Source organism: Coprococcus sp. AF19-8AC (genome assembly GCF_003603115.1).
GTDB classification, from domain to species: Bacteria; Bacillota; Clostridia; order Lachnospirales; family Lachnospiraceae; genus Coprococcus; species Coprococcus aceti.
Genome location: NZ_QTMI01000001.1, coordinates 517,667 through 531,047 on the forward strand (window position 1 = coordinate 517,667; position 13,381 = coordinate 531,047).

Below are 13,381 nucleotides of genomic sequence, written 5' to 3' on the forward strand. Positions count from 1 at the left end.
GGAGGCATTAAGATGCATAGTAAAGAGTTATTTTCAGAATACGAGGCAAATGTAAGATCGTACAGCAGAAGTTTCCCAGAGATATTTACAAAGGCCAAGGGAGCCAAGATGTATGACGAGAATGGTAAGGAGTATATAGACTTCTTTGCAGGAGCAGGCGCATTGAACTATGGTCATAACAATGATTATATAAAGGAGAAGGTTATCGATTACATCCAGAGCGATGGAATCATGCATTCTCTTGACATGATGACAGCACCAAAAGCTGAATTCATCGAATTCTTCGAAAAGAAGGTTCTTGAGCCGAGAGGACTTGATTATAAGATCATGTTTGCAGGTCCTACAGGAACAAATGCCGTTGAGTCACTCTTAAAGCTTGCGCGTAAGGTTAAGAAGAGAGAGATGATCTGGGCATACATGGGATGCTTCCATGGTATGACACTCGGCTCAATCTCACTTACAAGTGATGCGGCAAGCCGTGCTGGAGCAGGCGTTGGTCTTGACAACGTATATCACATTCCAGCTCCATACATGTTCCCAGAGCTTGATACGATCAAGTTTATGCAGACACTTCTTGATGACGATCACTCAGGTGTTGAGAAGCCTGCAGCAATCTTTATCGAGACAGTACAGGCAGATGGTGGTGTAAATGTATTCTCAGTAGAGTACCTCAAGGCACTCCGAGAGTTCTGTGATAAGAACGACATCCTTATGGTTGTTGATGACGTACAGGTTGGTTGTGCAAGAACAGGTACATTCTTCTCATTTGAGAGAGCAGGAATCAAGCCTGATATGTTCTCACTTTCAAAGTCAATCGGCGGATACCCATTCCCAATGGGACTTGCAATGTTCAAGCCGGAGTATGATCTCTGGAAGCCGGGTGAGCATTCGGGTACATTCCGTGGAATACAGCTCTCAATGGTAGCTGCAAAGGCAGGACTTGAGTTCATGCTTGACAACAACATCGAGGCAGAGACAAGACGTAAGGGCGAGATAGTTAGAGAGTATCTTGAGAAGAATATAGACGGCGATCCAAATGTAATTGCAACACGTGGTATCGGACTCCTCTGGGGCGTAGAGGTTAAGGACGATGCAACAGCAGGTGCCATCACAGCAAGAGCTTTCAAGAAGGGTCTTGTAATAGAGAGAGCTGGCCGTGACAACGCGGTCATCAAGATCATGCCACCACTTATCATCTCAGATGAGGATCTTATTGCTGGTCTTGATATTCTTAAGGAAGCTATTGACGGCGAGTAAGTTGTAATAAAATGTGCATTGTGACAGCCGCACTTGTGCAGGACTGGTATAATGTGAATATCCACATGGAGCCTGCAGGCGACATGATATAAAGTAAAGCATAGGCTGCGGAGATTTCCGCAGCCTATGTTTTTTACGGGATGAATAGGGCTGTGCGGGCAGTTTGCCAATTTGGAAATTTTTGAATACTGGTCAGCGAAGATCAGTTGCCAGTCTGTTTCAGGTCGGCACACAAATGTTGCTGTAATTAAGCGTAATATAATGGAATATACATATAATTCAACTATATGTAAAAATGGACTGGTTTATACACAAAATATAGAAAAAAGAGTTTGCTAATGTTGACATATATGTTATAATCAGTCTAGCGCGTGTGGAGACTTCACGGGGACTTCACACCATGAAATATAAAGTTTACGTAGGAGGTAACAAACAAATGGCAAACAAGTGGGTTTATATGTTTAGCGAAGGCGACATGACCATGCGTAATCTTCTCGGTGGTAAGGGTGCAAACCTTGCAGAGATGACAGCAATTGGTCTTCCAGTTCCACAGGGTTTCACAATTACAACAGAGGCTTGTACTCAGTACTATGAGGATGGCCGTAAGATCAATGACGAGATCATGGCTCAGGCTATGGATGGCGTTAAGAAGATGGAGGAGATCAACGGCAAGAAGTTCGGAGATCTTGAGAATCCATTACTTGTATCAGTTCGTTCAGGTGCAAGAGCATCTATGCCAGGTATGATGGATACAATCCTTAACCTTGGTCTTAACGATGACGTTGTTGCTGCTATGATAGCACACAACCCAGATCCAGCATTCGAGCGTTTCGTATACGATTCATACAGACGTTTCATCCAGATGTTCTCAGACGTTGTTATGGAAGTTGGTAAGAAGTACTTCGAGCAGCTCATCGACAAGATGAAGGAAGAGAAGGGTGTTAAGTTCGATGTAGAGCTTACAGCACAGGATCTCAAGACACTTGCTGAGCAGTTCAAGGCAGAGTACAAGAACCAGTTAGGAACAGATTTCCCTTCAGACCCAGTTGAGCAGTTAAAGTTAGCTATCGAGGCTGTATTCCGTTCATGGGATAACCCACGTGCGAACGTATACAGAAGAGACAACGATATCCCTTATTCATGGGGTACAGCAGTTAACGTAATGCCTATGGTATTCGGTAACCTGAACAATGAGTCTGGTACAGGTGTTGCATTTACTCGTGACCCTGCAACAGGTGAGAAGAAGCTTATGGGTGAGTTCCTTATCAATGCACAGGGCGAGGACGTTGTTGCCGGTGTTCGTACACCAATGCCAATCGCTCAGATGGAGCAGGAGTTCCCAGATGCTTATGCAGAGTTCATCAAGGTTTGTGAGACTCTTGAGAATCACTACCATGATATGCAGGATATGGAGTTCACAGTTGAGAACAAGAAGCTTTACATGCTTCAGTGTAGAAATGGTAAGAGAACAGCTCAGGCAGCTCTTCAGATCGCTTGTGACCTTGTTGATGAGGGACATAAGACAGAGGAAGAGGCAGTTGCAATGATCGATCCTCGTAACCTTGATACACTTCTTCATCCACAGTTTGATGCAGCAGCTCTTAAGGCAGCTACACCAATGGGCAAGGGACTTGGCGCTTCACCAGGTGCTGCTTGTGGTAAGATCGTATTCACAGCTGACGATGCTGAGGCATGGGCAGCTAGAGGCGAGAAGGTAGTTCTTGTACGTCTTGAGACATCACCAGAGGATATCACAGGTATGAAGTCAGCACAGGGTATTCTTACAGTTCGTGGTGGTATGACATCACACGCTGCAGTTGTTGCCCGTGGTATGGGTACATGCTGTGTATCAGGTTGTGGCGATATCGTTATGGACGAGGAGAACAAGAAGTTCACACTCGCTGGCAAGGAATTCCATGAGGGAGATTACATCTCAATCGATGGTACAACAGGTAACATTTACGATGGAGTTATCAAGACAGTTGATGCTCAGATCGCAGGAACATTCGGCCGTGTTATGGCATGGGCTGATAAGTATAGAACACTTAAGGTTAGAACAAATGCAGATACACCAGCAGATGCTAAGAAGGCACGTGAGCTTGGTGCAGAGGGTATCGGTCTTTGCCGTACAGAGCATATGTTCTTTGATCCAGAGAGAATCGCAGCATTCCGTGAGATGATCTGCTCTGATACAGTAGAAGAGAGAGAGGAAGCTCTTAATAAGATCCTTCCATATCAGCAGGGAGACTTCAAGGCTCTTTATGAGGCACTTGAGGGTAACCCAGTTACTATCAGATTCCTGGATCCACCTCTTCATGAGTTCGTTCCAACAGAGGAGGCTGACATTGAGAAGCTTGCTGCTGCTAAGAACAAGAGCGTTGAGGAGATTAAGGCACTTTGCAACTCACTCCATGAGTTCAACCCTATGATGGGTCACAGAGGATGCCGTCTTGCTGTAACATACCCAGAGATCGCTAAGATGCAGACAAAGGCTGTTATCCGTGCAGCAATCGAGGTTCAGAAGGAGCATCCAGATTGGACAGTTGAGCCAGAGATCATGATCCCACTTGTATGTGAGGTTAAGGAGCTTAAGTACGTTAAGAAGGTAGTTGTTGAGACAGCTGACGCTGAGATCGCTGCTGCTGGCGTAGATCTTAAGTATGAGGTTGGTACAATGATCGAGATCCCAAGAGCAGCTCTTACAGCTGATGAGATCGCTAAGGAAGCTGACTTCTTCTGCTTCGGTACAAACGACCTTACACAGATGACATTCGGATTCTCAAGAGATGATGCTGGTAAGTTCTTAAATGCTTACTATGATGCTAAGATCTTCGAGAACGATCCATTTGCTAAGCTTGATCAGACAGGTGTTGGTAAGCTCATGGATATGGCAGTTAAGCTTGGTAAGCCAGTTAATCCAAAGCTTCACATCGGTATCTGTGGTGAGCACGGTGGAGATCCTTCATCAGTTGAGTTCTGCCACAAGATTGGTCTTGATTATGTATCATGTTCACCATTCAGAGTACCTATCGCTAGACTTGCTGCTGCTCAGGCTGCAATCGCTAACAAGTAGGATTCGGACGAACAGAACTTGTAAGTAATTAGCTTAATAAAGACAATATGAGTCCCTGTAATTGCCATGAGGTGGTTACAGGGACTTTTTTGTAAAAAAATATGCATATCAAAAAGGAGAAATCAATAGCCGATACTTGATTATATTATGTACTGATGATATTGTGGTCTATGGAAATTAAACATAGGAAGAATATATAATGAATGAAAGAGATGTAGAAATTAGTAAAAGAGAAGCTAAGAAGAAGGAACGTAGGTCGAGAAAGGACAAGCTTGCCATAGAGAAGAGAATACTTCGTCTGTCTTTTATGGGAAGTGTCTTCTTCATACTTGCGGAGGGCGTGATGGCATGGTATACCCATTCACATTCGCTTTGGACGGACTGCCTGTTCGACTCCGCAGATCTGGTCATGATAGGACCATTTATGGTGCTTGTTCCGCTTCTGTATAAACCGGTGACAGAGAAACATCCATATGGCTATGCCCAGGTGGAATCGCTTTTTCTCCTTGTAAAGTACAGTGTATTACTTGCACTCACATGTAATCTCATGGTTGAGAATATAAAGCTGTTGTTTCATGGGGGACATGATGTAGATGCGGGGAGCATAGCGGTATTTGAATTTCTTGTATGTGTATGCTGTGCGGTTATGTATGCGATACTTGGCCATTACAGTAAGAAATATGAGTCTACAACTATCAAAGCGGAGCTGTATATGTGGAAGCTTGACGTAATAAGCAGTATGGGAGTTGCTATAGCATTTGCGGTACAGACTGCTCTTTTGCATACAAGTCTGCGTTTTATGACCCCTTATATTGATCCGGCTGTAGCGGTGGTTATGGCACTTCTTCTAATAAAAGAGCCGGTGTGCGAGATATTTCAGAGTATCAAGAATCTTATTCTTTTTGCTCCGGAGGAAGAGACGCTTAGTCAGATACGAGCCATAGTGGACCAGCATATGAAGGATTACCCATATGAGGTCACTTTTCTGGATGTCATCCAGACCGGGCGGAAGCTTTGGGTTGAGGTATATATAGGAAATCAGACGGATGTGATACATATAAGTATCATTCATAAGGTGAGAGACGAGATAAAACAGGAGCTTAGGGATAAGTATGATCAGGTGTATATAGAGGTCATACCAGATTGATAGTAAAGCTGTAATACAAAATATAAATGATCAAGGGGATGCAGGGATATGTTACATTATGAAGTTTTTGAAAGCTCATGTGATACCGATAGATATATAGTTCTGCTTCATGGATTTGGAGGGAACAACAGGGTATGGAAGAATCAGATTTCCTTGCTTCAGAAGAAGTTTAATGTTCTGGCGATAACTCTGCCAAGTCATGGAGACAGTGAACTGAAATTGTCCAAGATGGGAAGTACGCTGGATGTTGTCGTGGGTGAGATAACGCAGGTGCTTGATGAGCGGGGAATACAGCGAGCTGTTTTTATGGGCGTATCACTTGGAACTATATTTATCAAATATATGGAGATGAGATGCGGAAGTTACATAGATAAAGCAATACTTGTGGGTGCGCTTGGCACGGTTGGAAAACCACTCAGGCGTGCTGTCAATGTCTTTGCTAAGATAGGTGACAAACTTCCATTTCCTGTCGTCTACAGAATAATGGCAAAGTTATTTATGCCATGGAAAGTCAGCAAGACAAGCAGGAAGGTGTTCTGCAAATGTGCCAAGGCATTAAACAGTCAGGAATTTAAGGCGTATATGAATATTTTTATTGAGCATTTTTCACTTTGTGACGAGTTCGTGAGCAGATTACACGAGGAGAATGTATATATTTCCGGGCGTGGTGATCTGTGTTTTATAAATGGAATCGTGGAGGAAGCTGATCTGACAGATGCGGAGCTGATAATAATAGAGCATTGCGGTCACGTGTGCAACATAGATCAGAGCAGACAATTCAATGATATTATTTCTGAATTGCTTGACATTGAATGAATTAAAAGTGGAATATGATACGACAAGGATATACTATCTTAAAATGCTGATAAATAAGGATAAGGAGACTGTGATATGGCAACGATGGACACGTATACGGGGAACAAAATAGATCCGATGAATATGACAGCTTCAGACATATCAATACAGGATATTGCGCATGCGTTAAGCCTCACGTGCCGCGGCGGAGGGCATGTGTCGTATTTCTTTTCTGTGGCACAGCACTCCATCAACTGTATGAATGAGGCGAAGTCAAGGGGATGGTCAGAGCGGCTACAGCTTGCCTGTCTGTTGCACGATGCCAGCGAGGCGTATATATCAGACATAATCAGACCGGTAAAAGCACATTTGTCCAATTATCTTGAGATTGAGAGTTCGATCATGAACGTTATATTTGCGCGATTTGGACTTGCTGATCTGAGCGAAGAAGAGAATGCTATGTGGAAACAGATAGATGATGAGATGATGAATTTCGAACTTAAGAATCTGATGAAAGGCGAGGAGTACAGGAATACGGACAACCTTAGTTCAGTCCCTGCTGTGGCCGAAAGACCATGGCGAGAAGTGGAAGGTGAATTTGAGGCTGAATGTAAGAAACTTGCAGAGAAAATGCCAGATCAGACCGGCAAGTAGTTGATAGTGAATAGTTATTTTTAATTACAAAAATGTATGATAATACCTCCCAGGCGGATGATGGAAATATAACAATCTGCCCGGGAGGTATTTGTTTTGACAATTATGATCAGATGTTGTCAAAGTATCCGACATAGTCGACCTTGTATGTCCCATTTGGGAAAAGGTATTCATACAGATCTATGAAATAGTCATCGGTCATGCTGGCGATGAAGTCGAATATACGGAGACACATTTTGTATCAACTGAAATTAATTATCGAAAAACGATAATAATTATTGACAAATGATAATCATGTGGTACTATACAAGTAAGATAATTATCGAAAAACAATAATTTACTTGGCGATTGGAGGCTTTTATGGTTAATGGTGTTTTAAATGCATTCGCATACATAGCAAAGTGGCTCAGGGAGATGTCTCTTGCGGGCGGAGCACAGAATGTCCTTGCAATATGTATGTTCTGTCTGATAGGCTGTGTGCCGCTTGCTGGATTCATCGTGCTCTGTATAAGAAATAGAAAAAATGATGCTGACTACCTGTTGCTGGGACTTTCAGCAGTGCTTTTCATAGGAATATATATGATGATAAATCCAGGGTATGTCATAGATGGAAATGCTCTGGTAACTTCAGATATGCTGAATCTTGCAATAAGCTCAGTGATATGGTCGGTGCTGGCATGCTATGCTGTGCTCAGGATCGTGGAGAGTATAGACAAGGCGGATAGCACTCAGATAGTAGAAATCATCAAGAAGATAATATGTGTGATAGTGGTGTTCACAGCTTTTGTGATTGTCTGTGTGTCACTGCCGGAGCTTGTCAGAACAAATCGGACAAATGCCGGTGCTATGCCTGGTGATGCCGGATGGGCAGTGATCCTGTTTATTTTCCAGCTTGTAAATGCTGCTCTTGTCATATGGGTTCTGATCAGGGGATACAGGCTTTGCAACAGCATAATAGAAAATGAGTATTCGGATGAAACAATCCATATGGCAGAGAGACTTTCAAAGACGAGCAAGAGTGCGATATCAGTCATGGTGATTCTTGAACTCTCGAAGAATGTGCTTCAGCTTTTTATCATGACGACTCTTTCAAATGCCGATTTTAAGATATCACTTCCATTATATGAGCTGATAATACTCATCGTTGTGTATATGGGTGTCAGAAACCTTGCTAAGACAAAAGCGATAAAAGAAGAAAATGATTCATATATATAGAATTTGAGGTGACGTGCAGGTATGGCGATCAAAGTAACGCTGGACAGAGTTTTAAAAGAAAATAATATGACGTCGAAGGAGCTTTGCAAGCTTGTGGGGATTACAGAGGCAAATTTGTCGGTACTTAGAAGTGGAAAGGCAAAGGGTGTGCGGTTTACCACGATCAATAAGATATGTTATTACCTGCACTGCGACGTTGGAGACATATTGACATTCGATGGTGAACTTATAGAAGAAGACTAAGGAGGCGGGAGCTGTGATGAAAGTTATCAGGGGTAAGAAAACAGACAGGAAATCAGATGAGACACATAGAGTGATACGAAAGAGCAATCTGGCTGCTGTGGGTATTATTGGAATGCTTGGAATATGTATGCTCTCAGGCTGCTCGCTTGCGGATAAGGAAATGACTGAAACTGATGAAAATGATTTACTGGTTGGAGTGTTTGTAACAACAGAAAGGCTTGGGACAGTTACCGATGTTCCGTGCGAAATCGATATTGATGCAGGTACACTTAAGATAACAGATGAAGACATTGATGTTGACGGATGTTATATGATCTATGCCAGATCAGGCGAGGGGGAAGATATGTACGAGACTCTGGTATCTGATGGTATAAGTGTTGGAACAAACAATGTTGGGTATAATGAGAATGCAGATGGAAGTGTCACCAGAAGCCGGACAGTGAACGGATGTGTGTACTATGATCTGGACAATAAGGATAGCTATGCAGACTCAGATGGTGATGTGGGAATAATCCTCAATAAGGTATATGAGAAAACAGATGGAACATATTATATAACGAGTGGCAGCTCAATGGGGTGTGCGGCCACGGATCAGACTGCAGAGAACGGCTCAGGTGCAATGGATATAAAAGAGTCATATAAGACGACTTCGTTCTCGGGTAGTGAAAGTTCATCAGGCGATGAAAATGAGATGACTATACACGTGGAATGGAAGTTTGAACGTGCGGGAGAAAAGTATACATTTACAGCCATGTCTGAGGATAATAAAGAGCTGGATGCCAAAACCTATGATGTTGGGGATATACCAGATACAATAAAGTTTGACTGTGACTGGCAGTATGTGATCGTGTCCTATGCGGATGTGACTGGTAAGATGCACAGTTCATTCGTGGATAAAGAAGATTCAGTGTATGAATATAGTGTGAGCACAGGCAAATTCTTCCTGGATACAGGCGTAGTTGAGATAGAATAACAGGTGAATATTAATTTAAGATTAAACCACAGGGATATGGTAAATTGGTTCCCTGTGGTTTAAAATTATGACTAGAGAAAATGAATGAAATTGAAAAACGAGAACATTTAGCGTGGGCATATTATCATAATTTCATGTATGACAGTGAGAATTAAGGAGGATTACAGATGGATCGCAAAGAGATGAACAAAATTATATTTCAGAATACAGAGTATATGTGCAAGACGGATGCTGCATTGTCAGATGCTACAAAGAAATCGGTGTCAGGGCAGCGATTTATTGCAGAAAGTGAGAAGATTCCGGGACTTAATCTTAATATTTATAAGAAACAGACCAGGATTGTGGTATCCAGAAAGAGAACATATGAGGCAGCAGCATATTATAAGGGACAGCATGTTGCTGTGCATAACTTTGCATCGGCGGTAAATCCGGGTGGCGGAGTTGTATATGGAGCGAGTGCACAGGAGGAATGTCTCTGCAGATGTTCTAATCTGTATTTCTGTTTGAACACTCCTGATATGTGGGGAATGTTCTATACTCCTCACAGAGCGGCAAAAGATCCTATACACAATGATGACATTATATATACACCTGGTATAGTGGTGTTTAAGACGGATACAGATCTGCCGGAACTCATGGAGCGAAAGGATTGGTATAAAGTGGATGTGATCACATGTGCTGCGCCGAATCTACGGGAAATTCCAGGAAATATATATAACTGCGAGAATGGTGCAAGCGCAGCGGGAGTAAGCAATTATGACCTTCAGATTATTCATGAGAAAAGACTCAGAAGGATACTTGACAGCGCCGTTATGAACCATGCGGACACAGTGATACTCGGGGCATTTGGCTGTGGTGCATTCCGCAACGATCCTCATGCGGTGGCATCAGCTGCTGCAAATGTTCTAAGTGATTATATATACGCATTTGAGAATATCGAGTTTGCTGTATACTGCAGACCAAATGATGATTTCAATTACAGGGTGTTTAACAGCGTATTAAGTTCATTGTAAATGAAATTTGTGCCTATGGTGAATACCATCATGCTATGAGGGCGGCGATGTAGATATAAGAAGATGAGCAGGAAATGACAAGAGTCTTGATTACAGGATTAGTGTCAATGAGAAAATAGTGAAAGATTATTAAAAGAATTATACAAATTTTAGAAATAATTAATTGAATAAATCCTCCTTGTGATATAAGGTTAGAATAATATATATGATAATGGCGTTTTTGTATTGTGTCAGACATATATATCCTAAAAAATATCACAAGGAGGATTTTTATATGAAAGAAGTAAAACAGCCAAAGAAGCTGCTGATATTTTATTATCTGATAGTGCTTATCATAATAATGGTTCTCAATTTCATATTTGTCCCATGGTTTACCGAGAGAAGTATAGAGGAGGTGGACTATGGTACGTTCATATCCATGACAGATGACAAGAAGATCGATGAGGTAGACATTGAGGCACAGTCAAATGTCATCTATTTTACAGGTAAAGATGACAAGAAGGTGTATAAGACTGCTATGGTGAGTGATGAGAACTTAACCGAGAGACTTTACAAGTCGGGAGCCAAGTTCTCAGGTCAGGAGATCAAGCAGACATCACCGATACTCAGGTTTATACTCAGTTTGATCGTGCCTATACTTATATTCACATTACTTGGAAGAATGCTTGCCAATCAGATGATGAAGCACGCCGGAGGCGGCAAGAATTCCATGATGTTTGGAATGGGCAAGAGTAATGCGAAGATATATGTTAATTCAACAGAGGGAATAAAGTTTACAGATGTCGCCGGAGAGGATGAGGCAAAGGAGAATTTGGCTGAGATAGTTGAGTATCTTCACAATCCTGGAAAGTACAAGGAGATCGGCGCTTCCATGCCAAAGGGTATTCTTCTTGTGGGTCCTCCGGGAACAGGTAAGACCATGCTTGCCAAGGCTGTAGCCGGAGAGGCGAATGTACCTTTCTTCTCAATGTCCGGTTCAGAGTTCGTTGAGATGTTCGTAGGTATGGGTGCTTCAAAGGTAAGGGATTTGTTCCAGCAGGCAAAGGAAAAGGCTCCATGTATAGTGTTCATCGATGAGATAGATGCCATAGGTAAGAAGAGAGACGGACAGATAGGAGGCAATGACGAGCGTGAGCAGACACTTAACCAGCTTCTCACCGAGATGGATGGATTCGAGGGCAACAATGGAGTCATCATCCTTGCTGCAACCAACAGACCGGATTCACTTGATCCGGCACTGCTCAGACCGGGAAGATTTGACAGACGAGTACCTGTGGAACTGCCAGACCTCAAGGGACGTGAGGATATACTCAAGGTTCATGCAAAGAAGGTCAAGATAGGAGATAATGTAGACTTCAATAAGATAGCCAGAATGGCATCAGGTGCATCCGGCGCTGAGCTTGCCAATATTGTAAATGAGGCTGCGCTCAGGGCTGTCAGGGCAGGCAGAGGCTTCGTGACACAGGCCGATATGGAAGAGAGTATAGAGGTCGTAATAGCAGGTTATCAGAGAAAGAATGCGATACTTACAGACAAGGAGAAGCTTGTCGTGTCATACCATGAGATCGGACATGCACTTGTGGCTGCAAAGCAGACTGATTCAGCACCTGTTCAGAAGATAACCATAGTTCCTAGAACTTCAGGAGCACTTGGTTACACCATGCAGGTGGATGAGGGCAACCATTACCTTATGACCAAGGAAGAGATTGAGAATAAGATCGCCACACTTACAGGTGGAAGAGCTGCGGAGGAGATAGTATTTGGATCTGTTACAACCGGAGCATCCAATGATATAGAACAGGCGACAAAGCTTGCAAGAGCTATGATCACCAAATACGGAATGAGCAAAGATTTTGATATGGTAGCCATGGAGGTAGAGACTAACAAATACCTTGGCGGCGATTCATCACTTTCGTGCTCGGCAGAGACGCAGACACTTATAGACAAGAAGGTTGTGGAGCTTATAAGAAAGCAGCATGAGAAGGCGGCAACCATTATCCTCGAGAACAGAGCGAAGCTTGATGAGCTTTCAAACTATCTGTACCAGAAGGAGACTATTACTGGCGAGGAATTTATGGAGATACTTAATTCGTGACATACGATACGTTGTGTTTGGATAAAAACAAAATTATATAAAAACGAAAAAGGATGTTACACACTAGAGAGTGCAGCATCCTTTTTTCTTATGGTTCATATGATATTTTATTACGTCAGTTCCTCGTGGTCGAGTTCCAGCAGTTTAAAATGATTCTTTTTAAACTCGATAAGACCCTCGCTCTGCATGTTGGACAGCTCCTTTGACAGTGCGGTTCTGTCGACATTCAGGTAGTCGGCAAACTGTTCCCTGTTAAATGGGATATCGAACTCAGTTGTTCCAAGAGAGCTGGCAAGTCCTGAGAGATAATAGCTGACACGCTCACGTATCTTCTTTGGCTTTATATAGAAGATATGAAGAGAGAGTGTGAGACTTCTTCTCGATGATAGGAGAAGAAGATTCTTCAGCATTTGCAGATGCCACGGATAACTGTTGTATTTGCCGGACATGATATCCTGTGCGTTGAGCAGGAATACGATAGTAGGCTCTGTTGCTCTTGCGTCGATCATGAGTTTGTGTCCGGACAGGGCGTATGTTTCACCGAACACCTTTCCCGGAAGAGCTGAACTCAGGATACTTTTGGAGCCCCAGTAGTCAACATTCTCAACAATCACCCGGCCTTTGATGACTATTCCAAGCTCCTCGGTTATCTCGCCGGCTTTGAATATAGTGGAGTTGTATCTGTAATAGTGTTCGCGCAGGATCCCGAGATCCATCATGGTTTTGATATCGGCTTCCGAGATTCCTTTGAATGCCATCATGTTGAGTACTTCAGACAATTGATATTGAGGAATTTTAAGTTTCATACATAACCTCCATCTTATTATTTATTTCTATGCAGAGCAGCAGTCTGCAGCGTAGTATATTATAGTGACAAGGTGTCATGATGCGGGGGTGCAATCAGGCTTTCAGCTAT

Annotated in this window: 12 protein-coding genes; 10 read left to right on the forward strand and 2 right to left on the reverse strand. The window is 42.8% G+C overall.

The genetic code is table 11. The features are described 5' to 3' along the window. The first annotated feature begins 12 nt into the window (after positions 1 to 12). The 5 genes from DWX57_RS02360 to DWX57_RS02380 all read left to right on the forward strand — a co-directional run bounded on the left by DWX57_RS02360 (position 13) and on the right by DWX57_RS02380 (position 6,926). A complete protein-coding gene (locus DWX57_RS02360; RefSeq protein ID WP_117548834.1) occupies positions 13 to 1,257 on the forward strand; it encodes an aspartate aminotransferase family protein in 1,245 nt (414 codons plus the stop codon). Between the two features lie 436 nt (positions 1,258 to 1,693). Next, positions 1,694 to 4,330, forward strand: coding sequence for a pyruvate, phosphate dikinase (gene ppdK, locus DWX57_RS02365; protein WP_015534133.1), 2,637 nt, complete (start codon positions 1,694 to 1,696; stop codon positions 4,328 to 4,330). A 199-nt stretch (positions 4,331 to 4,529) separates the two neighbouring features. Then, entirely contained in the window at positions 4,530 to 5,477 is a 948-nt protein-coding gene (locus tag DWX57_RS02370; protein WP_119202640.1) for a cation diffusion facilitator family transporter, read from the forward strand. Positions 5,478 to 5,525: 48 nt separating this feature from the next. Further along, the gene (locus tag DWX57_RS02375) at positions 5,526 to 6,293 is read left to right on the forward strand and encodes an alpha/beta fold hydrolase (RefSeq protein WP_120122963.1); all 768 of its coding nucleotides are present in this window, start codon (positions 5,526 to 5,528) and stop codon (positions 6,291 to 6,293) included. Between the two features lie 75 nt (positions 6,294 to 6,368). Next, positions 6,369 to 6,926: an HD domain-containing protein gene (locus tag DWX57_RS02380; protein ID WP_120122964.1), complete on the forward strand. Its 558-nt coding sequence runs from the start codon at positions 6,369 to 6,371 to the stop codon at positions 6,924 to 6,926. A 109-nt stretch (positions 6,927 to 7,035) separates the two neighbouring features. Here DWX57_RS02380 and DWX57_RS14515 read toward each other — a convergent pair whose 3' ends face one another. Beyond that, the gene (locus DWX57_RS14515) at positions 7,036 to 7,161 is read right to left on the reverse strand and encodes a hypothetical protein (protein ID WP_279230020.1); all 126 of its coding nucleotides are present in this window, start codon (positions 7,159 to 7,161) and stop codon (positions 7,036 to 7,038) included. A 125-nt stretch (positions 7,162 to 7,286) separates the two neighbouring features. Between DWX57_RS14515 and DWX57_RS02385 the strand changes: the two genes are divergently transcribed. The 5 genes from DWX57_RS02385 to ftsH all read left to right on the forward strand — a co-directional run bounded on the left by DWX57_RS02385 (position 7,287) and on the right by ftsH (position 12,465). Beyond that, positions 7,287 to 8,141: a hypothetical protein gene (locus tag DWX57_RS02385; protein WP_120122965.1), complete on the forward strand. Its 855-nt coding sequence runs from the start codon at positions 7,287 to 7,289 to the stop codon at positions 8,139 to 8,141. A 21-nt stretch (positions 8,142 to 8,162) separates the two neighbouring features. Then, positions 8,163 to 8,384: a helix-turn-helix domain-containing protein gene (locus tag DWX57_RS02390; protein ID WP_055222763.1), complete on the forward strand. Its 222-nt coding sequence runs from the start codon at positions 8,163 to 8,165 to the stop codon at positions 8,382 to 8,384. Positions 8,385 to 8,400: 16 nt separating this feature from the next. Next, positions 8,401 to 9,357: a hypothetical protein gene (locus DWX57_RS02395; protein WP_120122966.1), complete on the forward strand. Its 957-nt coding sequence runs from the start codon at positions 8,401 to 8,403 to the stop codon at positions 9,355 to 9,357. 167 nt (positions 9,358 to 9,524) lie between these two features. Then, positions 9,525 to 10,370: a TIGR02452 family protein gene (locus DWX57_RS02400; protein WP_117548840.1), complete on the forward strand. Its 846-nt coding sequence runs from the start codon at positions 9,525 to 9,527 to the stop codon at positions 10,368 to 10,370. Positions 10,371 to 10,644: 274 nt separating this feature from the next. Beyond that, the gene (gene ftsH, locus DWX57_RS02405) at positions 10,645 to 12,465 is read left to right on the forward strand and encodes an ATP-dependent zinc metalloprotease FtsH (RefSeq protein ID WP_120122967.1); all 1,821 of its coding nucleotides are present in this window, start codon (positions 10,645 to 10,647) and stop codon (positions 12,463 to 12,465) included. Positions 12,466 to 12,575: 110 nt separating this feature from the next. Here the strand turns inward: ftsH and DWX57_RS02410 are convergent, their stop codons facing one another. Further along, positions 12,576 to 13,271, reverse strand: coding sequence for a Crp/Fnr family transcriptional regulator (locus DWX57_RS02410; protein ID WP_055222757.1), 696 nt, complete (start codon positions 13,269 to 13,271; stop codon positions 12,576 to 12,578). Positions 13,272 to 13,381: the final 110 nt, after the last annotated feature.

Coding starts and splice junctions, on each gene's coding strand:
- DWX57_RS02375 (WP_120122963.1), top strand. CDS start 5,526: ATGTTACATTATGAAGTTTTTGAAAGCTCATGTGATACCGATAGATAT.
- ftsH (WP_120122967.1), top strand. CDS start 10,645: ATGAAAGAAGTAAAACAGCCAAAGAAGCTGCTGATATTTTATTATCTG.
- DWX57_RS02395 (WP_120122966.1), top strand. CDS start 8,401: ATGAAAGTTATCAGGGGTAAGAAAACAGACAGGAAATCAGATGAGACA.
- DWX57_RS02370 (WP_119202640.1), top strand. CDS start 4,530: ATGAATGAAAGAGATGTAGAAATTAGTAAAAGAGAAGCTAAGAAGAAG.
- DWX57_RS02410 (WP_055222757.1), bottom strand. CDS start 13,271: ATGAAACTTAAAATTCCTCAATATCAATTGTCTGAAGTACTCAACATG.
- DWX57_RS02390 (WP_055222763.1), top strand. CDS start 8,163: ATGGCGATCAAAGTAACGCTGGACAGAGTTTTAAAAGAAAATAATATG.
- DWX57_RS02400 (WP_117548840.1), top strand. CDS start 9,525: ATGGATCGCAAAGAGATGAACAAAATTATATTTCAGAATACAGAGTAT.
- DWX57_RS02360 (WP_117548834.1), top strand. CDS start 13: ATGCATAGTAAAGAGTTATTTTCAGAATACGAGGCAAATGTAAGATCG.
- DWX57_RS14515 (WP_279230020.1), bottom strand. CDS start 7,161: ATGTGTCTCCGTATATTCGACTTCATCGCCAGCATGACCGATGACTAT.
- DWX57_RS02380 (WP_120122964.1), top strand. CDS start 6,369: ATGGCAACGATGGACACGTATACGGGGAACAAAATAGATCCGATGAAT.
- DWX57_RS02385 (WP_120122965.1), top strand. CDS start 7,287: ATGGTTAATGGTGTTTTAAATGCATTCGCATACATAGCAAAGTGGCTC.
- ppdK (WP_015534133.1), top strand. CDS start 1,694: ATGGCAAACAAGTGGGTTTATATGTTTAGCGAAGGCGACATGACCATG.